The organism is Nocardia panacis, from assembly GCF_003598715.1.
Lineage (GTDB): Bacteria > Actinomycetota > Actinomycetes > Mycobacteriales > Mycobacteriaceae > Nocardia > Nocardia panacis.
The window spans coordinates 224,547-244,911 of record NZ_QZFU01000016.1 but is presented as its reverse complement, the minus strand read 5'-3'; the positions used below and the strand labels follow the sequence as shown (position 1 = coordinate 244,911).

General features: G+C 66.6%; 25 protein-coding genes. 14 read left to right on the top strand and 11 right to left on the bottom strand.

All coding sequences use genetic code 11. From position 1 onward, the window contains the following. Positions 1-8 precede the first annotated feature (8 nt). A complete protein-coding gene (locus tag D5S18_RS09240; RefSeq protein WP_120039411.1) occupies positions 9-1,127 on the bottom strand; it encodes a transglycosylase SLT domain-containing protein in 1,119 nt (372 codons plus the stop codon). Beyond that, positions 1,127-1,444, bottom strand: coding sequence for a type VII secretion target (locus D5S18_RS09235; protein ID WP_120039410.1), 318 nt, complete (start codon positions 1,442-1,444; stop codon positions 1,127-1,129). The genes D5S18_RS09240 and D5S18_RS09235 overlap by 1 nt, the downstream gene beginning before the upstream one ends. Positions 1,445-1,609: 165 nt before the next feature. On the opposite strand from D5S18_RS09235, the gene D5S18_RS09230 reads away from it, so the two are divergent. Next, the gene (locus D5S18_RS09230) at positions 1,610-2,584 is read left to right on the top strand and encodes an NADPH:quinone oxidoreductase family protein (protein ID WP_120039409.1); all 975 of its coding nucleotides are present in this window, start codon (positions 1,610-1,612) and stop codon (positions 2,582-2,584) included. 6 nt (positions 2,585-2,590) lie between these two features. Here D5S18_RS09230 and D5S18_RS09225 read toward each other — a convergent pair whose 3' ends face one another. Next, the gene (locus D5S18_RS09225; RefSeq protein WP_120039408.1) at positions 2,591-3,115 is read right to left on the bottom strand and encodes an Lrp/AsnC family transcriptional regulator; all 525 of its coding nucleotides are present in this window, start codon (positions 3,113-3,115) and stop codon (positions 2,591-2,593) included. A 139-nt stretch (positions 3,116-3,254) separates the two neighbouring features. Between D5S18_RS09225 and hppD the strand changes: the two genes are divergently transcribed. The 8 genes from hppD (at position 3,255) to D5S18_RS09185 (ending at position 11,009) form a co-directional block, all read left to right on the top strand. Beyond that, positions 3,255-4,433, top strand: coding sequence for a 4-hydroxyphenylpyruvate dioxygenase (hppD, locus tag D5S18_RS09220; RefSeq protein ID WP_120039407.1), 1,179 nt, complete (start codon positions 3,255-3,257; stop codon positions 4,431-4,433). Positions 4,434-4,546: 113 nt separating this feature from the next. Beyond that, complete coding sequence (locus D5S18_RS09215) at positions 4,547-5,071, top strand: DUF3558 domain-containing protein (protein WP_120039406.1); 525 nt, start codon at positions 4,547-4,549, stop codon at positions 5,069-5,071. Positions 5,072-5,102: 31 nt separating this feature from the next. Next, positions 5,103-5,651 carry a DUF3558 domain-containing protein gene (locus D5S18_RS09210; protein ID WP_120040445.1) on the top strand — a complete coding sequence of 183 codons (549 nt, stop codon included), beginning with the start codon at positions 5,103-5,105 and terminating at the stop codon, positions 5,649-5,651. Between the two features lie 332 nt (positions 5,652-5,983). Next, the gene (gene rpsL, locus D5S18_RS09205; protein WP_014353064.1) at positions 5,984-6,358 is read left to right on the top strand and encodes a 30S ribosomal protein S12; all 375 of its coding nucleotides are present in this window, start codon (positions 5,984-5,986) and stop codon (positions 6,356-6,358) included. Next, positions 6,358-6,828 (top strand): 30S ribosomal protein S7, encoded by a 471-nt coding sequence (gene rpsG / locus D5S18_RS09200; RefSeq protein ID WP_120039405.1) that lies wholly within the window; start codon positions 6,358-6,360, stop codon positions 6,826-6,828. Before rpsL ends, rpsG begins: the two co-directional genes overlap by 1 nt. A 150-nt stretch (positions 6,829-6,978) precedes the next feature. Beyond that, positions 6,979-9,081, top strand: a complete 2,103-nt coding sequence (gene fusA, locus D5S18_RS09195) for an elongation factor G (RefSeq protein WP_120039404.1) — start codon at positions 6,979-6,981, stop codon at positions 9,079-9,081. Positions 9,082-9,199: 118 nt separating this feature from the next. Continuing rightward, complete coding sequence (gene tuf, locus D5S18_RS09190) at positions 9,200-10,390, top strand: elongation factor Tu (protein ID WP_120039403.1); 1,191 nt, start codon at positions 9,200-9,202, stop codon at positions 10,388-10,390. A gap of 145 nt (positions 10,391-10,535) precedes the next feature. After that, on the top strand, positions 10,536-11,009 hold the full coding sequence (locus tag D5S18_RS09185; protein WP_120040443.1) for a hypothetical protein: 474 nt from the start codon (positions 10,536-10,538) through the stop codon (positions 11,007-11,009). A gap of 173 nt (positions 11,010-11,182) precedes the next feature. On the opposite strand, the gene D5S18_RS09180 is transcribed toward D5S18_RS09185, so the two are convergent. From D5S18_RS09180 to D5S18_RS09165, 4 genes are all read right to left on the bottom strand, one after another. Continuing rightward, positions 11,183-11,593, bottom strand: a complete 411-nt coding sequence (locus D5S18_RS09180; protein WP_120039402.1) for a type II toxin-antitoxin system VapC family toxin — start codon at positions 11,591-11,593, stop codon at positions 11,183-11,185. Continuing rightward, positions 11,580-11,798, bottom strand: a complete 219-nt coding sequence (locus D5S18_RS09175) for a hypothetical protein (RefSeq protein ID WP_120039401.1) — start codon at positions 11,796-11,798, stop codon at positions 11,580-11,582. The genes D5S18_RS09180 and D5S18_RS09175 overlap by 14 nt, the downstream gene beginning before the upstream one ends. Positions 11,799-11,825: 27 nt before the next feature. Further along, a complete protein-coding gene (locus D5S18_RS09170; protein ID WP_120039400.1) occupies positions 11,826-12,587 on the bottom strand; it encodes an SDR family oxidoreductase in 762 nt (253 codons plus the stop codon). 105 nt (positions 12,588-12,692) lie between these two features. Beyond that, positions 12,693-13,310, bottom strand: coding sequence for a DUF4232 domain-containing protein (locus D5S18_RS09165; RefSeq protein WP_158607844.1), 618 nt, complete (start codon positions 13,308-13,310; stop codon positions 12,693-12,695). A 137-nt stretch (positions 13,311-13,447) separates the two neighbouring features. Between D5S18_RS09165 and D5S18_RS09160 the strand changes: the two genes are divergently transcribed. Then, positions 13,448-14,266 (top strand): alpha/beta fold hydrolase, encoded by an 819-nt coding sequence (locus D5S18_RS09160; RefSeq protein WP_120039398.1) that lies wholly within the window; start codon positions 13,448-13,450, stop codon positions 14,264-14,266. On the opposite strand, the gene D5S18_RS09155 is transcribed toward D5S18_RS09160, so the two are convergent. Together D5S18_RS09155 and D5S18_RS09150 are read right to left on the bottom strand one after the other, a co-directional pair. Further along, the gene (locus D5S18_RS09155; RefSeq protein WP_120039397.1) at positions 14,267-14,914 is read right to left on the bottom strand and encodes a TetR/AcrR family transcriptional regulator; all 648 of its coding nucleotides are present in this window, start codon (positions 14,912-14,914) and stop codon (positions 14,267-14,269) included. A gap of 5 nt (positions 14,915-14,919) precedes the next feature. Beyond that, positions 14,920-15,279, bottom strand: a complete 360-nt coding sequence (locus D5S18_RS09150; protein WP_120040441.1) for an SPW repeat domain-containing protein — start codon at positions 15,277-15,279, stop codon at positions 14,920-14,922. Between the two features lie 162 nt (positions 15,280-15,441). Here D5S18_RS09150 and D5S18_RS09145 point away from each other — a divergent pair, with 162 nt between their 5' ends. The 3 genes from D5S18_RS09145 (at position 15,442) to D5S18_RS09135 (ending at position 18,216) form a co-directional block, all read left to right on the top strand. Beyond that, on the top strand, positions 15,442-16,650 hold the full coding sequence (locus tag D5S18_RS09145; RefSeq protein WP_239003635.1) for an NAD(P)/FAD-dependent oxidoreductase: 1,209 nt from the start codon (positions 15,442-15,444) through the stop codon (positions 16,648-16,650). 67 nt (positions 16,651-16,717) lie between these two features. Next, positions 16,718-17,488, top strand: a complete 771-nt coding sequence (locus tag D5S18_RS09140; RefSeq protein ID WP_120039396.1) for a glutamate racemase — start codon at positions 16,718-16,720, stop codon at positions 17,486-17,488. Next, positions 17,485-18,216, top strand: coding sequence for a DNA alkylation repair protein (locus tag D5S18_RS09135; RefSeq protein ID WP_345789706.1), 732 nt, complete (start codon positions 17,485-17,487; stop codon positions 18,214-18,216). Before D5S18_RS09140 ends, D5S18_RS09135 begins: the two co-directional genes overlap by 4 nt. On the opposite strand, the gene D5S18_RS09130 is transcribed toward D5S18_RS09135, so the two are convergent. Then, positions 18,213-19,268 carry a ferredoxin--NADP reductase gene (locus tag D5S18_RS09130; protein ID WP_120039395.1) on the bottom strand — a complete coding sequence of 352 codons (1,056 nt, stop codon included), beginning with the start codon at positions 19,266-19,268 and terminating at the stop codon, positions 18,213-18,215. The genes D5S18_RS09135 and D5S18_RS09130 overlap by 4 nt on opposite strands. Before the next feature lie 70 nt (positions 19,269-19,338). Then, positions 19,339-20,028: a mycofactocin system transcriptional regulator MftR2 gene (gene mftR2, locus D5S18_RS09125; protein WP_120039394.1), complete on the bottom strand. Its 690-nt coding sequence runs from the start codon at positions 20,026-20,028 to the stop codon at positions 19,339-19,341. 223 nt (positions 20,029-20,251) lie between these two features. On the opposite strand from mftR2, the gene mftA reads away from it, so the two are divergent. After that, the gene (mftA, locus tag D5S18_RS09120) at positions 20,252-20,359 is read left to right on the top strand and encodes a mycofactocin precursor MftA (RefSeq protein ID WP_120039393.1); all 108 of its coding nucleotides are present in this window, start codon (positions 20,252-20,254) and stop codon (positions 20,357-20,359) included. Positions 20,360-20,365 lie beyond the last annotated feature (6 nt).

The window sequence follows — 20,365 nt, the reverse complement described above, 5'->3', positions numbered from 1 at the left end:
TACGCGAATCAGTAACCCTGATAGGCCTGACCGCTGTCGACCGCGACCACGCCGGGCACATTCGACAGCGAGCCATAGGTGGCTATGGCGTAGCGCGTGCCCGCGATGATGTTGTCGACCGGGTCGAAGATATTGCCGTGGCCGTCGGCCTTGTAGGCGTCGAAGGTGCTGTCGATGGTCTGCATCAGCCCCTTGGACGGATGGCCCGCCACCCAGTTGCTGTCCCACTCGTTGACGATCAGCGGGTTGCCGCCGGACTCCTTCTCGATGATCAGCGCCAGCGCTCGCTCATCGATCTGATCCGGGCTGTAGCCCATCTTGATCAGTTCCTCTTTGGCCTTGCGAATCCAGTCGGCCATATCGCCGGTGGGCGCGGGCAGCGGGGCAGTGGAGACGCGGCCACTGGAGGGGACGCCGCCGCCCGAGGGCGCGCCGTAGCCGCTGCCGCCGGAACTGCCGTGATGCTGGGAGCCGCCACCGCCCGTCGAGTAGCTGGATTTGGATTCCGAAGTTGCTGCGGAAGTAGTGACGGCGGTGGGAGCGGTCCGCGTATTCGGTGCGGGGGCCACGGATTTCGGATCGCCGAGTCCGCCGTAGGCGGCGTCGAGTTTGCCCGCCGCGGTGCTCACCGCGGTTTGTGCGGCGGTGGCGACCTTCTCCGCCTCGGCGAGCGCGTTGGTGATCTGGTGTTCCCACTGGGCGGCGGCCAGTTCCTCCTGCAGGACCACCTTGTCGCTCGCGTCGGGGCCGAGCCGCGCGATCCGTGCGGCCGCCGAGACAGTGCCATTGGGCAGTACTTCCAGACCGGGATGCGCGCTGTCGCCGCGCGCCTGATCGCGCAGTTGCAGCACCTTGCTCTTGGCATTGGCTAGATTGTCGACCTGGCTGGTGAAGGCTGTCTCCAACTCCTGCAAAGCCTTGCTGACCTCGGAGGCGCGCGTCTTCTCGGTATTCATCCGCTCGGCGGCGGCGTTGCCCGCCGCGCCGTTCCAGTTCAAGCCCTGGGTGTCGGTGATGCCCTTTTGCTCTGCGCCGTCGAGCTTTTCGTAAACGGTCTTGGCGTGGGTGCCCGCAGTGGCGAGCGCCTGCGGATTCCACTGCTCGATATCCGGAATGGTGAGTGCCATCACCGCAGTCCGATCGTCTTCAGCTTGGTGGCGAAATCATCCTGGCTCTGGTCGTAGGCGCCCGCGGCATTGTGCATGCTCTCGGCGAGGGTGGTGAAGCGCTCGCCGATGCGGGTCAGGCAGTTGCTCGCCGCCTCACCCGCCTGCTTGGCCGCCGTGCCGAATTCGGTGCCGGGTAGCGCGCCTGCGGCCGCGCCGAATTCGTCGCCCGCTTTGAGATCGGTAATGCTATTGGCCTCGTCGCCGAGGTTTTTCGCGAAGATGCGCAGGACGCCCGTATCCACCTGGACACCCGTCACCGACTGTTGCTCCGCCATGGAAGATCCCCCTTCCCGCCCGCCTGAAGTCCGGGCAAGCATAGCCGGAATCGGTTCAGGGGGACAGGGTTCGGGGTGCGGGCGGCGCGGTGGCCGCGCGGTGTTTTAGGTTGGCAGGTGTCTTCGGCGAGGTCGGATCGCCGAGCGGACGAAAGAGGTCGACACATGCGCGCAGCCCAGATCAGCAGGCTCGAAGGTCCGGAATCGATCGCGGTCGTCGATATCGCGGAACCGGCGGGCTATCCCGGCGGGGTGGTCATCGACGTGCACGCGGCAGGGGTCGCCTTTCCCGACGTGCTGATGTCGCGCGGGCTGTACCAGATGAAACCGGAACTGCCGTTCGTCGTCGGCGGCGAGGTCGCGGGAATCGTGCGGGAGGCGCCCGCCGACGCCCACGTGCGCCGAGGCGATCGGGTGGTGGCGTTGACCCTGCTCGGCAATGCCATGGCCGAGGTCGCGGTGGTTCCGACCGCGATGGTGTTCGCGCTGCCCGACAATATCTCGCTCGAGGCGGGGGCAGGCATCCTGTTCAACGATCTGACGGTGCATTTCTGCCTGCGCAATCGCGGCCGCCTCGCCGCGGGGGAGACCGTGCTGGTGCACGGCGCGGCGGGCGGTGTCGGCACCGCCACGCTGCGCATGGCGGCGGCGCTCGGCGCGGGCCGGGTGATCGCGGTGGTCAGCACCGAGGCCAAAGCGGCGGTCGCGCGCGCCAACGGGGCCACCGATGTGGTCCTGGCCGAGGGCTGGTTGGCGGCGGTGCGCGAGCTGACTGGCGGGCGCGGGGTGGATATCGTGCTCGATCCGGTGGGCGGGGACCGCTTCACCGACAGTGTCCGCGCACTGGCCTCCGGTGGCCGCCTGCTCGTCGTCGGCTTCACCGCGGGCGAGATCCCCACCGTGAAGGTCAATCGACTGCTGCTCAAGAATGTCGAGGTCGTCGGCGCGGCCTGGGGCGAATGGGTGATGAACCACCCCGGTTACCTGGCCGAGCAGTGGGCCGAGGTGGCGCCGCTGCTCGCCGCAGGTGCGATCGCCCCGCCGCAGCCGGTGCTGTACCCCTTGGAGCAGGCGGCCGCCGCGGTGGCCTCGCTGGAGAATCGCACGGCCACCGGCAAGGTCGTGGTCGGTCTGCGCTGAGTCCGCTCAGCCCTCGCGTAGCTCGCGGTACGCGGGGGCTTTGCTGGTTCCGGTCGGCGTCAGTGTGCGCAGCAGCGGCAATGTTCGATGCGCGACCACCGTGGACAGCACGATGACGCTGTGCGATCGCACCACCGAGCTGGTGCGATCGATGCTCAACAGCACGGCTTGCAGTCCGGCGTGCGAATCCGCGCCGATACGGCAGAGCACATCGCCGGACCCGGTGGTCGCGTACGCCTCGAGCACGCCGGCTATCGCCGCGAGCTCGGCGGCCACCGTATCGAGCGCGCCCTGGGCGATCTCCAGGGTGACGAAGGCTTGCACGTCGAAACCGGCTGCGGTGACATCTATTTGGGGATCATAGGAGGAGATGACCCCCGACTCCTCCATTCGTCCGATCCTGGACTGCACGGTGGCTCTGGCCACGCGGGTGCGCCGCGACAGCTCGAGTATTCCGGCCTTCTGGTACTCGTGCATGGCGGCGAGGATGGCGAGATCGAGTTCGTCGAGTTTCGCCGGTGAGCGTGACATCGGGGTCCTCCTGTGTGGTCCAGCTCATACTAGTCAAATTGTCCAGCACGGGAGGGGGCCAGCTAGTCCAATTCGCCAGAGTGTCTACCGAAATGTCGCGATATTGCCTATCCACGGCCGATGACGATTACTTGGTCCCATGACGATCGAGCAACTGCCCACCCAAGGTGAGCTGCGCAAACTAGTCGGATTGGTCGATCACGACGACAGTGTCGACCCCTTTCCGGTCCTCGGCTGGGACGCGCTGATCTGGGTGGTCGGCAATGCGACACAGACCGCCCACTTTCTGCAATCCGCCTTCGGGATGCGCCTCGAGGCGTACTCCGGTCCCGAGACCGGCAATCGCGACCACAAATCCTTCGTGCTGCGCAGCGGCGCGGCCCGCTTCGTCATCAAGGGTGCGGTCGATCCGGACAGCCCGCTGATCTCCCACCACGACCGCCACGGCGACGGCATTGTCGATATCGCGCTCGAGGTGCCCGATGTGGACCGCTGCGTCGCATGGGCGCGCGAGCACGGTGCGCGGGTCGAGGTCGAACCGCATGACGAGACCGATGAATTCGGCACCGTCCGCTCCGCCGCACTCGGCATCTACGGCGACACCCGGCACACGCTGGTGGACCGCTCCCGCTACGACGGGCCGTACCTGCCCGGTTACATCGTCCGCGAATCGGTGTTGCAGCCGCGTCCCGGCCGCCCCAAGCGCCTGTTCCAGGCCATCGACCACGTGGTCGGCAATGTGGAATTGGGCCGGATGGACGAGTGGGTCGAGTTCTACCGGCGCGTCATGGGTTTCACGAATATGGCCGAATTCGTCGGCGACGATATCGCGACCGACTACTCCGCGCTCATGAGCAAGGTGGTGGCCAATGGCAACCACCGGGTGAAGTTCCCGCTCAATGAGCCCGCCGTGGCCAAGAAGCGCTCGCAGATCGACGAGTACCTGGACTTCTATCGCGGACCCGGCGTTCAGCACATCGCACTGGCCACCAATGACATCCTGGCCACCGTCGACGCCATGCGCCTGGAAGGCGTCGAATTCCTCACCGCCCCGGACGCCTACTACGAGGATCCCGAACTGCGCGAGCGCATCGGCCATGTCCGTGTCCCGGTCGAGGAATTGCAGAGCCGCGCCATCCTGGTCGACCGCGACGAGGATGGTTACCTGCTGCAGATCTTCACCAAACCGATCGGCGACCGCCCCACCGTCTTCTTCGAACTGATCGAGCGGCACGGCTCCCTCGGCTTCGGCAAGGGCAACTTCAAGGCCCTGTTCGAGGCCATCGAACGCGAGCAGGAGGCGCGCGGAAACCTGTGACCGGTCGGCGTGCCGGGGTCCGACCGGTCACGGGATCCCGGCCGACCGCGCGGCGGTCGGCCCGGCCACGGCACGCCCGGTGGCGCGCGGCGATCTGTCGGTAGAGTTCCGGTATGCGGATCCAGTCGGCGATCGCCCTCGCGGCGACCTTGGTGGTGGCGCTGTCCGCCTGCGGCTCCGACAGCGGTGATTCCACCAACGCGCCGATCCGCCCGCCGCGCAAGGTCGCCGCGCTCGGCCCCTTCGTCGGTGAATGCGGACATGTCACCGACGACGAGGTGAGGGCCACCGCGGGCGTACCGCAAATCTCGCAGGTGCGCAGGAATTCCGTCGGTTGCAACTGGCAGTCGGCCGGACTCGGTTCGCCCAGCGTCACCTTCGCCTCCTACCGGGGCAGTCCCATCGCGCGGGAGCGGGCCTGGGTCACCACCCAGGGCCGCAGCCCGGAGACCATCGAGGTCGCCGGGCGGCAGGGTTTCCAGGCGCTGGAGCCCACGGGCACGGTCTGCGATCTCGCGGTGCAACTGGACGACGACTTCTTCGAATGGTCCATGCAGACCGGGCGGACCACGGGGCGCGTCTCCCCGTGCGACTTGATGCGCAAATTGGCCGAGCTCACCGTGCAGCGGTTGAAGTAGGGGGCGGGAGATGGATCGGCGCGGTATTCGGATGCGCGCGCGGCGAGGCGCGGCCGTGGTTGCCGCGTTGCTCGCGGTCGGGGGCACGGTCGTCGGGTGTGGACAGACTGTGCGGGGCACGCCGCAGGCGGCGGGTGCGGGAGATTCGGTCAATACCAAATTCGACAAGTTGCTGCGCGAATGCGAGGCGGTGACCCTCGACCAGATCGCGGAGATCATCGGTGGCAAGGGTTCCTACGCGCAGTCGTCGTTCTACGGCGCGGTGTGCATGTGGGATGTGCTGGGCGCGCCGGGCGGTAATGCCATGGCCACCCTCAACTGGTACGAGAACGGCTCGCTCACCAATGAGAAGGCCAATAACGACCGGCTCGGCTACAGCACCGCCAATGTGAATTTCGGTGAGAGTCTCGGCCTCGAGACCCGCAGACCCAATGATCCGGATTCGTGCGGTATCAGCGCCGCCGCGCCGGATACCGGCATCGTCGGCTGGTGGATCAACTATCGCGCCGGTTCGGCCCATCCCGATCCGTGCGCCTCGGCCCGAAAGCTGGTCGAGCTCACACTCAATCTGGCCAGGTGAGAGCGGTTCTCGGGACCCCCGCTTTGACCCTGCTCCGCTGCCGCGAGTACTCTGGTTCGCTGTGCCCGGCACCATCCGGGCAAGTTCGTGCGAAAGCGTAGGCCAGCGAAAGCGGCCGATCCCACCGGCGTGCCCGGAAAAAGGGCTGCGTTTCTCGCGCGACACGCCCGACCTCGGGACGCGAGGAACGTGGACGGACGTGCGAGCGAACGCTCGATGAAAGCGTCGTGAACGACGGACGGCCGAATGGCAGGCTCCGGCGCGCGAGGCCAATTGAACACAGACATGAAGTTCCTGACACCGCGTTAGAACCAAACAAGGAAAGCCGGTCTATGCCAACCATCAACCAGCTGGTCCGCAAGGGTCGCCGCGACAAGGTCGCCAAGACCAAGACCGCGGCCCTGAAGGGGAGCCCGCAGCGTCGTGGCGTGTGCACCCGCGTGTACACCACGACCCCGAAGAAGCCGAACTCCGCGCTGCGCAAGGTCGCGCGTGTTCGCCTGACCAGCGCGGTCGAGGTCACGGCTTACATCCCCGGTGAGGGCCACAACCTGCAGGAGCACTCGATGGTGCTCGTGCGCGGCGGTCGTGTGAAGGACCTCCCCGGTGTGCGTTACAAGATCATCCGTGGCTCCCTCGATACCCAGGGTGTGAAGAACCGCAAGCAGGCCCGCAGCCGCTACGGCGCCAAGAAGGAGAAGAGCTAATGCCACGCAAGGGCCCCGCTCCCAAGCGTCCCCTGATCAACGACCCGGTCTACGGTTCGCCGGTGGTCACCCAGTTGGTCAACAAGATCCTGCTGGACGGCAAGAAGTCGACCGCGGAGCGCATCGTCTACGGCGCCCTGGAGCAGGCGCGCGAGAAGACCGGCACCGATCCGGTCGTCACCCTCAAGCGCGCGCTCGACAACGTCAAGCCCTCGCTCGAGGTCAAGCCCCGCCGCGTCGGCGGCGCGACCTACCAGGTGCCGATCGAGGTGCGGCCGGGCCGCGCCAACACCTTGGCGCTGCGCTGGCTGGTCAACTTCGCCCGCGCCCGTCGCGAGAAGACCATGGTCGAGCGTCTGGCCAACGAACTGCTGGACGCGAGCAACGGTCTGGGCGCTTCGGTGAAGCGTCGTGAGGACACCCACAAGATGGCCGAATCCAACCGGGCCTTCGCGCACTACCGCTGGTGATTGCGGTCCGGCCCGTCACATGTGTCGGCGCCGGAAGGCACACAGTCGGCGGTGGCACTTCGGTGCCACATCCGGCGTTGACATAGTGATGACCCGACACCGGGTCTCGTACCCGAAGATCCCAACTAGCTACGAGCGGGGAAGATTTCCGTGGCACAGGACGTGCTCACCGACCTGAAGAAGGTCCGCAACATCGGCATCATGGCCCACATCGATGCCGGTAAGACCACCACAACCGAACGCATCCTCTTCTACACCGGTATCACCTACAAGATCGGTGAGGTCCACGATGGCGCAGCCACCATGGACTGGATGGCCCAGGAGCAGGAACGCGGTATCACGATCACGTCGGCCGCGACCACCTGCTACTGGAACGACAACCAGATCAACATCATCGACACCCCCGGCCACGTCGACTTCACCGTCGAGGTGGAGCGGTCGCTGCGCGTGCTCGATGGCGCTGTCGCCGTCTTCGATGGCAAGGAAGGTGTCGAGCCGCAGTCCGAGCAGGTCTGGCGGCAGGCCGACAAGTACGACGTCCCGCGCATCTGCTTCGTCAACAAGATGGACAAGCTCGGCGCGGACTTCTACTTCACCGTGCGGACCATCAAGGAACGCCTCGGTGCCCGGCCACTGGTCATCCAGCTGCCGATCGGCGCGGAGGACACCTTCGAGGGCATCGTCGACCTGGTCGAGATGAATGCCAAGGTCTGGCGGGGCGAGACCAAGCTCGGTGAGCAGTACGAGGTCGTGGAGATCCCGGCCGATCTGAAGGATCGGGCCGAGGAGTACCGCCAGGAACTGCTGGAGGCCGTCGCCGAATCCGATGACGCGCTGCTGGAGAAGTTCCTCGGTGGCGAGGAGCTCTCGATCGAGGAGATCAAGGCCGCCATCCGCAAGCGGACGGTCAACTCCGAGCTCTACCCGGTGCTGTGCGGTTCGGCGTTCAAGAACAAGGGCGTGCAGCCCATGCTCGACGCCGTCATCGACTACCTGCCGACCCCGCTGGACGACGGCGGCGCGGACGGTCACGTCCCCGGCAAGGAAGACGAGATCATCCACCGCGACGCGAGCATCGACGCGCCGTTCTCGGCTCTCGCGTTCAAGGTCGCCACGCACCCGTTCTTCGGCAAGCTGACCTACGTGCGCGTGTACTCGGGCCATGTCGATTCCGGTGCTCAGGTCATCAACTCGACCAAGGGCAAGAAGGAGCGGCTGGGCAAGCTGTTCCAGATGCACTCCAACAAGGAGAACCCGGTTCCCGAGGTGCAGGCGGGCCACATCTACGCGGTCATCGGCCTGAAGGACACCACCACCGGCGACACCCTGTGCGATCCGAACAATCAGATCGTGCTGGAGTCCATGACCTTCCCGGACCCGGTCATCGAGGTGGCCATCGAGCCCAAGACCAAGGCCGACCAGGAGAAGCTGGGCACCGCCATCCAGAAGTTCGCCGAGGAGGATCCCACCTTCAACGTGAAGCTGGACGCGGAGACCGGCCAGACCGTCATCGGCGGTATGGGCGAACTCCAGCTCGACATCTACGTCGACCGGATGAAGCGCGAATTCAAGGTCGAGGCGAATATCGGCAAGCCGCAGGTCGCCTATCGCGAGACCATCACCAAGACGGTCGAGAAGCACGAGTACACCCACAAGAAGCAGACCGGTGGCTCGGGCCAGTTCGCCCGCGTGATCATCGCCCTGGAACCGTTCACGGGCGAGGACGGCGCGACCTACGAATTCGCCAACAAGGTCACCGGTGGTCGCGTCCCGAAGGAGTACATCCCCTCGGTGGACGCGGGCATCCAGGACGCCATGCAGTACGGTGTCCTCGCCGGTTACCCGCTGGTCAACGTGAAGGCCAGCCTGCTCGACGGCGCCTACCACGAGGTCGACTCCTCGGAAATGGCGTTCAAGATCGCGGGTGCGCAGGCACTGAAGGAAGCGGCCCGCAAGGCCGGTCCGGTGATCCTCGAGCCGCTCATGGCGGTGGAGGTCACCACGCCCGAGGAGTACATGGGCGATGTGATCGGCGACCTGAACTCCCGCCGTGGCCAGATTCAGGCCATGGAGGAACGCAGTGGTGCCCGTGTCGTCAAGGCGCTGGTTCCGCTCTCGGAGATGTTCGGCTACATCGGTGACCTGCGGTCCAAGACCCAGGGCCGAGCGAACTTCTCCATGGTGTTCGACTCGTACGCGGAGGTTCCGGCCAACGTGTCGAAGGAGATCATCGCCAAGGCGACCGGCGAGTAATTCGCATATTGGGGCAGGTGCGACACTTGCCCCAATAGCCGGGAGTCCGTACGACCCCAGTAAGTAACAACCGCACTGCTGCAAACGCACGCACCAGACAGTCCAGGAGGACATACCAGTGGCGAAGGCGAAGTTCGAGCGGACGAAGCCGCACGTCAACATCGGCACCATCGGTCACGTCGACCACGGCAAGACCACGCTGACCGCAGCGATCACCAAGGTGCTGGCTGACAAGTTCCCGAATCTGAATGCGGCTTTCGCATTCGATCAGATCGACAAGGCGCCGGAGGAGAAGGCTCGCGGCATCACGATCAACATCTCGCACGTCGAGTACCAGACCGAGAAGCGCCACTACGCCCACGTCGATGCGCCGGGTCACGCCGACTACATCAAGAACATGATCACCGGTGCGGCGCAGATGGACGGTGCGATCCTGGTCGTGGCGGCCACCGACGGCCCGATGCCGCAGACCCGCGAGCACGTGCTGCTGGCCCGTCAGGTCGGCGTGCCCTACATCCTGGTCGCGCTGAACAAGTCCGACATGGTCGACGACGAGGAAATCCTCGAGCTCGTCGAGATGGAGGTCCGTGAACTGCTGGCTGCCCAGGAGTTCGACGAGGACGCTCCGGTCGTCCGCGTCTCCGGCCTGAAGGCGCTCGAGGGCGACCCGAAGTGGACCGAGTCGATCGTCGAGCTGATGAACGCCGTCGACGAGTCCATCCCGGACCCGGTGCGTGAGACCGACAAGCCGTTCCTGATGCCGGTCGAGGATGTGTTCACGATCACCGGTCGTGGCACCGTCGTCACCGGTCGTGTCGAGCGCGGTGTGATCAACGTGAACGAGGAAGTCGAGATCGTCGGCATCCGTCAGACCACGACCAAGACCACGGTCACCGGTATCGAGATGTTCCGCAAGCTGCTCGACCAGGGCCAGGCCGGCGACAACGTCGGTCTGCTGGTTCGTGGCATCAAGCGCGAAGATGTCGAGCGCGGCCAGGTCGTGATCAAGCCGGGCACCACCACCCCGCACACCGAGTTCGAGGGCCAGGCGTACATCCTGTCGAAGGACGAGGGTGGCCGCCACACCCCGTTCTTCAACAACTACCGCCCGCAGTTCTACTTCCGCACCACCGACGTGACCGGCGTCGTGACCCTCCCCGAGGGCACCGAGATGGTCATGCCGGGCGACAACACCGAGATGAGCGTCAAGCTGATCCAGCCGATCGCCATGGAAGAGGGCCTGCGCTTCGCGATCCGCGAGGGTGGCCGCACCGTTGGTGCCGGTCGCGTCACCAAGATCGTCAAGTGATCTGACCGACGCCGCGGTGGCAACGCCGTAAGTCGAGTGGCACCGTCCCGAAAGGGGCGGTGCCACTCGCGTTTTCGGAGCCGTTGATTCCCGTGCCCGCCTGTGAGCTTGGACTTCGCCTGACATCCTAAGTAGTGTGGATGTCATGAGCTACGCCTACAGTGTTGTGCCTTTCAGCGACCTGTTACATAAACCGGCTATGACCGCCGGCCTGCTCGATAAGGTGCGTGCGCTGCGGCTTCGTCGTCGCGACGCGGGCGATCTGGCGCTCATGCGAGTCGAGCAACTGGATGCCGAAGGCACCGTGGTGGACTTCACCGCGAGGTTGCTGGCCGGGATGGTCAGGCGCTTGGGCGCCGATGCCGTACGTGCGGTGTTGCCGGACGCCGTTCCTTGGGTTGTTTTCCTGCCCGCTGCCGATATCGACCAGTTCCTGGTCGACCTGGTCGAGGTGACGCAGGGTGCGGCGGCGCTCGAGAATCTGGCACCGGTGGCGACACTGCTGGATCAATGGCGAAATAGCGCGGAGATCTACGCGGATCCGGTCCTTATGGAATTGGTGCGGCAAAACCCTGAGGGCGACTTCGGTCCGGTGCCGATCCCGAAGGCGGAGGGATGAGCCCGAAGCGCGGTGATCGGGTGGCGCCTCCCGCTCGTGGACGACGAGCATCGGACGGCATGGATCACCTACGCGGGGACGGGACATCCCAAAGTGACCGACTAGTGGGGCGGGGCCTTCAGTGGCGGTGCCACTCGCGTTTTCGGGGTGGGATTTGTAGCGGCTCGGCTCGATCAGGGGAGCAGATTGAGGGCGTTGGTGTGACGGGGTCTGATGGCGTGGAAATGTCGGCGGTCCAGTGTGGCTACGTCGGTCAGTCCGAGGCGCTCGGAGAGGGCGATTACCGAGGCGTCGGCGATACCGAGTGGAAAGCTCCGGTACTGGGACATCAGTTCCGCCATGCGCGCCAAATCGGCGGACGTCGTATCGGCTTGAGTCATATCACCTGCCGCGATCGCCCTGACAAGATTGATTTCCGCCTCGGCGCTGACCTTCTTGCACAGGAGATAGCACGCTTCGGTGACCACGTAGGGTGTCAGCACGAATTGGTCGGTTCGGCTGATCAGTAGATCTGCGCACCGGCCGTGATCGGCATCGCGATAATTGAGAAGTGCGACGAGCGGCCCGGTATCAACGATCAGCACCGCTGCCGCCGAATTCCTGGCGCAAGACTTCCTTGGCGCGAGCACCGAGATTGGTGGCCGGACCATCGAACGTGCGCAGCACGGAGAATCGGGACGATAGCGGTTTGACTAGCCGTAGGACATGCTGCTGCACCTCATCGGCCTGACTCGGGCTGAGGCGATCGATGAGCGCGTGAAGTTCCGAGTAGTCGCGCGCAGCAGTCATATTCCAATGCTACTGGCAGACGTCCCTTCAGTGGCGGCGGAGGGTGTAGGCCGGGGGTGGGGTGGTGGCGAGGTATTCGGACCAGGGTTGGGTGGGGTGGGGGGTGCAGGTGTTTCGGCCTGCGCGGAAGGCGGCGGCGGTTTTGCCGGGGAGGGGGAGATTCAGGGGGTGGCGGGGGCCGGGGTGGGTTCGCAGCCAGGTGGCGAGGAGTTGGGACAGGGGTTGGGTTTCGGGGCCGCCGAAGTCGGGGGCGCGGCCTTGCGGGGGTGTGTCGACGAGGGCGGCCAGGTGGGTGGCTACGTCGGCGGCGGCCACCGGTTGGAAGAGGAAATCGAGGGGGAGGGGGGCGATGGGCCAGCCCTCGACGGTGTGCAGGATCCAGGCGATCAGTTCGTGGAATTGGGTGGCGCGTTGGATCGTATGGGGGACACCGCTTTTCGCGATGAGGTCTTCGCAGGCGAGTTTGTTGCGGTAGTAGCGCATCGGGATGTGGTCGATGCCGACTATGGAGACGTAGAGCAGGTGGGAGACGTTGGTCGCGTGGCGGAGGAGCTGTTCGGTTTGGGCGAGGTCCACGCGGCCCATCGAGCGGAAGTCGGAGGCGGCGTGGACGATGATGTCCGCGCCCGCTGCGGCGTCGGCCAGACCCGCGCCGGTCACCAGGTCGCCCACGTGGGTGCCCGCGCCGGGGCGGCGGGAGAGCACGCGGACCTCGTGTTTGTCGCACAGTCGGGCGACGAGGTGTCGGCCGAGCGTTCCGGTGCCACCGGTCACCAGTACGGTACTCATGCCCAACTACTACACCTTGTCGGAGTCGGCGGCAAGCGGTGGGTGACCGCGATCGTCAAGTGAGCGCTGTCTGCTTGGCGCACAGCCGAATTCGGCTACCGCGCGTCAAGCGGCGGGCTTGACCGATCCGATCGTGAGCAGCGCGACCGGCGGTGCGGTGCAGGCGTCGGCGGTGAATGGCACTGCGATGGCGGTGGTTTGGTCCGGCGGGTAGATGAGCAGGGCGGTGGCCTTGGTGCGCTCGCAGGGGTAGTTGCCCGCCTGGGTGTAGCGCATGGTGGCCTGCGCGGACGCGCCCGGCGCGAGGGTGACGGTTTGCGCGCCCTCCGCCGTATCCCTGGCGGCGCCGGGGCCGATGGTGGCGGTCGGCGTGCCCGCGGCGAGTGAGACGCCTGGATAGCCGTAGATGGTGCAGGCTTCCGTGCCCGAGTTCGTGAAGACGAGCGGGGCGTAGATGTGGCCTGCCGCGCCCTCCTGTCGACCCAGGGTGACTGTCAGATTGCTTGTGGTGCAGGCGGATACGGGCCGCTCAGGGGAGGGCGCGGCGGGATCGGGCGAGCCTGGCGCACTGCTCGGGCCTGGTTGCGAGCCGCCCGGAGTCGCGACGGCGGATGGGGTGGAGGGGCCGGGCTGCGTGAGGGAGCCGGGCGAGGAGTTGGAGCCGGACCCGCATGCCGTCGCAACGGCGGCGAAAGCGAGGACGGCCACTGCCGTGAGCCGCATAAACCCACAGTAGAGCAATCCGGTGCGGCGTGGCTGGGAGTCGGGGTGCGGGCGGTGCGCACTACGGTGTAGCGGCCGACCATCGCATCGGTCGGCTGTGGTCCACGCGGTATTCGATGTCGAAGTCGGAGGAAGCAATGGGCACATCTCGCCTTGCCGCCGCACTCGGGGCGGCCACCGGTGTGTTGTCGCATCGGCTGCCGTATCTGGCGCTCGGTAGCGGGCGGCCGCTGGTGTTTCTGCGTCCGACGATCTGCGAGCACGCGAATCCTCGGGGTTGGCTGCGCGATGCGGAGATCCGCATGCTCGCGCCGCTGGCCGGGCACTTCCGGGTGTACGCGGTGCATCGCGCGCCGGGCACCGCCCCCGGCACCACGATGCGCGATATCGCCGGGCAGCACGCGGAGGCGTTGGCGGCGGAGTTCGGTGGGCCGGTGGATGTGCTCGGCCTGTCCTCGGGTGGTGCGTTGGGTTTGCAGTTGGCCGCGGACTATCCGGCCGAGGTGCGCAGGCTGGTGGTGGTCTCGGCCGGATATCGCCTGGAGCGGACCTGCCGAACCGCGCGGCTGCGCTACGGGGCCGCCGCCGCGGAGGGCAGGCGCGCGATGCGTCTGATGGCGGGTGGACTGTTCGCCTCGGTGGTGCGAACCCGCACGGCCGCGCTGACCGAGTGGCTGCTCGATCCCTTCGGGCGGCCGCGCTATCCGGCGGATGCGGTGTGTTTCGCCCGCGCGGAGCACGAATTCGATATCGGCGGCAGGCTCGCCAAGATCACCGCGCCGACATTGGTGATCGGCGGCGAGCGCGACGCCTACTATTCGGTGGCGAATTTCCGGCGTACGGCGGATCGGATTCCTGACTCGCGCTTGGTCATCTACCCGCGTGCCACGCATACGGGCGTGATCGGATATGGCCGTTTCATACCCGATGTGCTGGACTTCCTTACCGCGACATAGTCAACCCAGTTGGGTCATCCCGGCCGCGACCACCCGTGCGACATTGAAAATCTCCTCGGCGCTCGGGATGGGGATGCCGTCGAGGGCGTGCAGCCGATCGGTGCTGGAGATGGTGAACATGGCCGAGACCCAGGCCGCCGCGCAGGCCGAGAGTGTGCCGGGGCGAACGGGTTGCGGTGCGCTGGCCTGGAGCACCCGCACGGTGACGTCGAGCAGTTGATCGCGCAGTCGGCGCAGTTGGCGGCGGACATCGGGGTGGGTGTCGGCCTCGCGCCACATGATGACCCGCAGCACCGAGGAGTGGTGGTCGCGCAGGTTGATCGCCGCGTCCAGGTTCACCAGGCTGGCGGCGGGATCTCCGGGGGCGACCACGGTCCCGATGTCGTCGATCGGATGTTTGGGCACCCGTTCGGCCATGAGCGTGGACAGGATGGCGTCCTTGGTGGGGAAGTAGTAGAAGACCAATCCCTTGGGCACGCCCGCGGCGGTCGCGATGGCCGCCGTCGCGGTGGCATCGAAACCCTGTGCCGCGAAAAGTTTCTCGGCCGCGTCCAGGATGAGTTGGCGGGCGTCGCCGTCCACCTTGGCGGAGCGGCGACGCCCGGTTCGACCGTGCTCACCGGATGCGGCCCGATGGGGTCCGCGCATGTGCGTCAGTGATGGGGAGCCATCTTGCCGAAGCGCCCCGCCACCATCGGCAGCGCCGCCAGTGCGGCCGCCGCCGTCACCACTCCGACCACCCATGCCGTCCAGGATGCGCCCTTGTAGTCCGTCGCGAAGTTCATCACCCACGGGGAGATGAATAGCAGCACACCGAGGATCGCGCCGGCGAAATCGCCCATCGTGCCGAGGGTGCGCGCCATTTGGCCGAGTCCGACCAGCGCGATGAGCACGCCGAGCACGATCAGTGACCACATGGCCTTGTTGCTGTGGGTCACCCAGATCGGGGACAGCGCCGTGAACACGCCCAGCACCGTCATCAATAGGTGCTGTGCTCGACTTTCGCTGAACATGTGTGCCTCCTTGGGCTCGGAATCTGTTCTGCCTTCGGTATAGACCTGATTGACCGCCCGATCAATACCCATTCGGGCACGATTCCGCCGCTATTCACCGACTACTGAAACGTGACGGGGGTCACGTTCGTGCGGCGGCAAGTGGCCGTTACGGTTGGCAACGTGTCATCAATCGAGAACGCGGCCCCGATCGTCGTGGTCGGCGCCGGACTGGCCGGATTGCGCACCGCCGAGGAGCTGCGCCGCGCCGGTTACGAGGGCGGTTTGATCCTGATCGGTGACGAGGCGCGTCTGCCCTATGACCGCCCGCCGCTGTCCAAGCAGTTCGTGCGCGGCGAAACCGATGACACCACCTTGCGTCCGGCCGAGTTCTTCGCGGACAAAGGCATCGAGCTGCGCCTGGATACGGCCGCGACCGGAGTGGACACCGCCGCCCGACGGATCGCTCTGGCCGATGGATCCGAGCTCGAGTACGCCCAGCTCGTCATTGCCACGGGGTTGCGTCCGCGCCGCCTGCCGGGTCTGCCCGACCTGGCGGGTGTGCATGTGCTGCGCGCGTATGCCGAGGCGGATGCGCTGCGGGACGAATTGGCCGATGCCACAAGGGCTCTGGTGGTCGGTGCGGGTTTCATTGGCTGTGAGCTCGCGGCGAGTTTCCGCGCGAGCGGGGTCGAGGTGGTCCTGGTGGAGCCGCAGCCGACGCCATTGGCGGGTGTGCTGGGGCCGCAGGTGGGTGCGCTCATTGCCCGCATGCACCGGGCCGAGGGTGTCGATCTGCGCTGCGATACCGGACTGGACACTCTCTTGGGCGAAGGCGGCCGGGTGCGCGTCGCGCGCCTGTCCGACGGAAGCGAGGTGCCCGCCGACCTGGTGGTGATCGGCGTCGGCTCCCGCCCGGCGACGGACTGGCTGACCGAATCCGGTATCCCCCTGGCCGATCCGGCGGCGGGCGGTGGCGTCCTCGCCGACGAGGTGGGCCGCACCGCGGTGGGCGGTGTGTGGGCGGTGGGCGATGTGGCGGCGTGGCTGCACGACACCGGAGTCCGCAAGCGGGTCGAGCACTGGACCAGTGCTGGTGAGCAGGCGCGTCTGGTGGCCTGTGCGCTGATGGGGGCCGAGCCGCCGACCATGGCGCGGGTTCCGTACTTCTGGAGCGATCAGTACGACGTGAAGATTCAGGCGCTCGGGACGCCGGCCGCCACCGACGCGGTCACGATCGCGGCCGATGACGGTCGCCGCTTCCTGGCCTACTACGCCAGGGATGGCCGACTCACCGGTGTGGTCGGCGCGGGGATGACGGCGCAGGTCATGAAGGCCAGGGCCAAGATCGCGGCGGGCGCCGAGCTCACCGAGGTGCTCACACCCAGCTGAGAGACCTCCCCCGGATGGCCTGCCGATCCGGATGCGGGCGCTCGGCGGCCTGTAATACGGTTGTCTGGTGATCGTCGCGCTCATCGATTCGGGTCTCGGCATGCTCCCGACCGCGTCCTGGCTGCGCAAGCTGCGCCCGGATGTGGATCTGCTGCTCCAGTTGGATCCGGACGGCATGCCTTGGGGACCCAAGCCGGAGCAGTGGACGATCGACCGGGTGGTCGGTACGGCGAAGCGCTCGGTGGAGTGGGGCGCGGAGGTCGTTGTGCTGCCGTGCAATACCGCGAGCGTGACGGCGCTGGAACATGTGCGGGCCGAACTGGGTCCCGAGGTTCCGGTCATCGGTACGGTGCCCGCCGTCAAACCGGCCGCGGCGGCCTGCGCCTCGGTCGCGGTGTGGGCCACGGTGGCCACCACGGCCAGCAGGTATCAGGCCGATCTGATCGCCCGTTTCGGTGGGGATGCGAAGGTCGTCGGGGTGGCGTGTCCCGGCTTGGCCGAGGCGATCGATCGCGGCGATTTGGCGGCGGCACGCGCGGCGATCGAATCGGCCGCCGCGCAGACGTCGGCCGATGTGGAGGGTGTGGTGCTCGGGTGCACCCACTATCCGCTGGTGCTCGATGCGATCGTCGCGGCGCTGCCGGATTCGGTGCGTTTGTTCGACAGTGCCCAGGCCGTGGCGGCGCAGACGATTCGGCGCATGGACGCGCTGGGCCGCCCCACCACCGGCAATGGTTCGGTCACGGTCTTCAATAGCGGCAGGCCCGGCGAATTGCCCGCAGGCGCGGCGGTTTACGAGTCGGGGCGGGTGTTGGGCGCGCAGTTCGGCCCGCGGTGACGGCGGCCGAGGTGGCCGCGGCGCTCGCCGAGATCGCCGATCCGGATGCCGCCGTCCAGTTTCGGCGATTCTTCAAAACCGGTCCGGGGGAATACGGTGCGGGCGATGTTTTCCTCGGTGTGCGGGTGCCCGAATCGCGGGCGGTCGCGAAACGCTTCGCGGCCCTTCCACTCGACCAGGTCGATGCCCTGCTCGATTCCCCGACGCATGAGGAGCGTTTCGTCGGGTTGGTCATTCTCAACACCCAATTCGCCAGGGCCAGTGGGGCGCGCGGCTTCGATGCGGACGCCCGCGCGCGAATAGTGGAGTCCTATCTCGCGGCGGTGCGGCGGGGCCGGGTGAACAATTGGGATCTGGTCGACGTCTCGGCGGAGAATATCGTCGGCCCGTGGCTGCTCGATCGGCCGCGTGACCTGCTTTTCGAACTGGCCCGAGCGGATTCGCTGTGGGAGCGGCGGGTGGCGCTGCTGTCGAGCTTCGCCTTCATCAAAGCGGGTGACGCCTCGACCACCTTCGCGCTGGCGCAACGGCTGCTCGACGATCGGCGCGATCTGATCCAGAAGGCGCTGGGGTGGATGCTGCGCGAGGTGGGTAAGCGCGTCGATCGGGGGCTGCTGATCGGCTTCCTGGACGAGCACGCCGCCGAACTCGGCCGTACCGCACTGAGTTACGCCACCGAGCATCTGACGCCCGCCGAGCGCGCGCACTACCGCGCGGCGACTCGCTAGAACTGGATGCGCAGGCGGTCGGTGACCGGATGCGCCTGGCAGCCCAGGATGTAGCCGTTCTCGATATCCTCGGGATCGAGGATCTCCGAATTGTCCATCGCCACTTTGCCTTCCAGGACGGTGCAGGCGCAGGAGCCGCATTCGCCCTCCTGGCAGGAGTAGGGCACGTCGATACCTTCGGCGAGCATGATGTCGACCAGCGTTTGGCGGCGCGGCCAGCGCAGGGTGTGGATCTCGCCGTCGAGTTCCACCTCGACGGTGGCGGCGTCGGCGGCCTCCGCATCGCTCACCTCGACCGGCGCCCGATCGGCGAACGGGTCTCCGGCAAGGGAATTGAAGATTTCCGCGTGGGTGCGCGAGCGGGGGACGTCGAGGCCCGCCAGTGCGTCGTGCACCCGGTCCATGAAGGGCTTCGGCCCGCAGAGGAAGGCTTCGAACTGCGCGTAGGGGCGCACCAGGGTGGCCAGGCCGTCGGCGGTGGGCAGGCCCTGGAGCTGTTCGAGCCAGTGAATCACGATGAGCCGCTGGGGATGTTTATCGGCGAGCTCGCGCAGTTCGGCGGCGAAGATGACCGATTCGGGATCCCGGTTGGCGTAGACGAGCACGACGCGACCGTTGCCGCGGGCCAGCGCCGATTTCAGAATGGACATGACCGGGGTGATCCCGCTGCCCGCGCCGAACAGCAGCAGGTCCGCGTCGAGGTTCTCGGGTGTGAAAACACCCGAGGGCGGGAGGACTTCGATCTCGTCGCCCGCTTTGAGGTTGTCGCACAACCAGTTCGAGCCGTAGCCGTCGACGGTGCGTTTGACGGTAACCTTGGGGTGGTCGTCGGTGAAGGGTGAGCTGGCCAGCGAGTAGCAGCGAGCCACCGAGCCGGTGCGCTCGCTCGGGATGCGCAGGGTGAGGAACTGGCCCGGCCGGTAGGTGAATTCGGCGCGCTGGTCCTCGGGCACATCGAAGACCAGTGATCGTGCGTCGATGGTCTCGGCGATGACCGCGGCAACCCGCAGCACGACCGAACGCGAGCCGTGCGGAACCTCGACTGTGGTCATGTCGTCCTCTCGGGCCGGTCCGCGGTGCGGCCGGATGGAATCAGCGGCAAAACTAGAACGTGTTGCAGTTTTATCGTACGTCGGCGCTCGCCTGCCGGACAAGCTGCGCCTCGAGTCCGGCGACCAGAACATCCATACCGAAGTCGTAGGAGTACCTGCCGCGCAGGTCCGGCATGTATTTGATGGCCCTGGCCACCGAATCGGGGAGGGTGACGTCGGCGGGGGCCGAGCGGTCGCGCGGATTCACCCGACTGCGGCCGAACAGGTAGGTGTGGATCGTCGCGTAGGCGGCGAGCACATTGCGGTCGGTGAAGCCCGCGTCGAACAATATCTGCATTACCGACGCGATCAAATCCAGCTGTTTGCCCAGCATCTGCTCGATCAGCACATCGCCGAGGCCCGGATGTTTGCGCAACTTCTCATCGATCTGGTCGACGAGTTGGCGCAGCCGCTGCTGCCAGGTGCCGGATTCCGGTGGGGGCGTTCGCACTCCGGTGAGCGCAGCACCCGCGACCAGATCCAGCAGCTCGCGTTTGTCGGCGACGTAGTAGTAGGGGGCCATCGGTGAGACGCCTAGTTCGCGTGAGAGTCGCCGCATCGAGAGTTTGGCCACTCCGTCCTCGCGCACCACCCGCAGCGCCGCCTCCACGATCTCGGCCTCGGAGAGGGTCGCATTCGCGGGATTTCCCGGTCCGCCCTGGTTACGCACACCGCCCCCGGTTCGCCTGCATCCGTTCGACTCCCACTCCACCTCGACCATCGCGGGTGCTCACCCGTCACATTCCGTTCAGCTGTTTTCCATCCGGCAGTCTAGAGCGCCGTCGGGTCGGCCGGTCGGGGCGTGTGGCCGCGGGTGCGACGATCGCGAGCGCGTCGGCGGCCGAAAGGGATTTGTACGGAGGCGTTCCATTTTGTCAGTCCCTGACGTTATCGTGTGATCGGCGCTACATCGGGTAGTCGCCAAGCCTGACTCGGAGGTTGCCATGTCGGAGTACGTGATTCCCGCCACCAACGAGGTCGCGGATGCGGACCTGATCGAGGAGAGCCTCGTTGAGGAGGTCTCGATCGACGGCATGTGCGGCGTCTACTGAGCGCGA

Coding starts and splice junctions, on each gene's coding strand:
- D5S18_RS09240 (WP_120039411.1), bottom strand. CDS start 1,127: ATGGCACTCACCATTCCGGATATCGAGCAGTGGAATCCGCAGGCGCTC.
- D5S18_RS09235 (WP_120039410.1), bottom strand. CDS start 1,444: ATGGCGGAGCAACAGTCGGTGACGGGTGTCCAGGTGGATACGGGCGTC.
- D5S18_RS09230 (WP_120039409.1), top strand. CDS start 1,610: ATGCGCGCAGCCCAGATCAGCAGGCTCGAAGGTCCGGAATCGATCGCG.
- D5S18_RS09225 (WP_120039408.1), bottom strand. CDS start 3,115: ATGTCACGCTCACCGGCGAAACTCGACGAACTCGATCTCGCCATCCTC.
- hppD (WP_120039407.1), top strand. CDS start 3,255: ATGACGATCGAGCAACTGCCCACCCAAGGTGAGCTGCGCAAACTAGTC.
- D5S18_RS09215 (WP_120039406.1), top strand. CDS start 4,547: ATGCGGATCCAGTCGGCGATCGCCCTCGCGGCGACCTTGGTGGTGGCG.
- D5S18_RS09210 (WP_120040445.1), top strand. CDS start 5,103: ATGCGCGCGCGGCGAGGCGCGGCCGTGGTTGCCGCGTTGCTCGCGGTC.
- rpsL (WP_014353064.1), top strand. CDS start 5,984: ATGCCAACCATCAACCAGCTGGTCCGCAAGGGTCGCCGCGACAAGGTC.
- rpsG (WP_120039405.1), top strand. CDS start 6,358: ATGCCACGCAAGGGCCCCGCTCCCAAGCGTCCCCTGATCAACGACCCG.
- D5S18_RS09185 (WP_120040443.1), top strand. CDS start 10,536: ATGAGCTACGCCTACAGTGTTGTGCCTTTCAGCGACCTGTTACATAAA.
- D5S18_RS09175 (WP_120039401.1), bottom strand. CDS start 11,798: ATGACTGCTGCGCGCGACTACTCGGAACTTCACGCGCTCATCGATCGC.
- D5S18_RS09170 (WP_120039400.1), bottom strand. CDS start 12,587: ATGAGTACCGTACTGGTGACCGGTGGCACCGGAACGCTCGGCCGACAC.
- D5S18_RS09165 (WP_158607844.1), bottom strand. CDS start 13,310: ATGCGGCTCACGGCAGTGGCCGTCCTCGCTTTCGCCGCCGTTGCGACG.
- D5S18_RS09160 (WP_120039398.1), top strand. CDS start 13,448: ATGGGCACATCTCGCCTTGCCGCCGCACTCGGGGCGGCCACCGGTGTG.
- D5S18_RS09155 (WP_120039397.1), bottom strand. CDS start 14,914: ATGCGCGGACCCCATCGGGCCGCATCCGGTGAGCACGGTCGAACCGGG.
- D5S18_RS09150 (WP_120040441.1), bottom strand. CDS start 15,279: ATGTTCAGCGAAAGTCGAGCACAGCACCTATTGATGACGGTGCTGGGC.
- D5S18_RS09130 (WP_120039395.1), bottom strand. CDS start 19,268: ATGACCACAGTCGAGGTTCCGCACGGCTCGCGTTCGGTCGTGCTGCGG.
- mftR2 (WP_120039394.1), bottom strand. CDS start 20,028: ATGGTCGAGGTGGAGTGGGAGTCGAACGGATGCAGGCGAACCGGGGGC.
- mftA (WP_120039393.1), top strand. CDS start 20,252: ATGTCGGAGTACGTGATTCCCGCCACCAACGAGGTCGCGGATGCGGAC.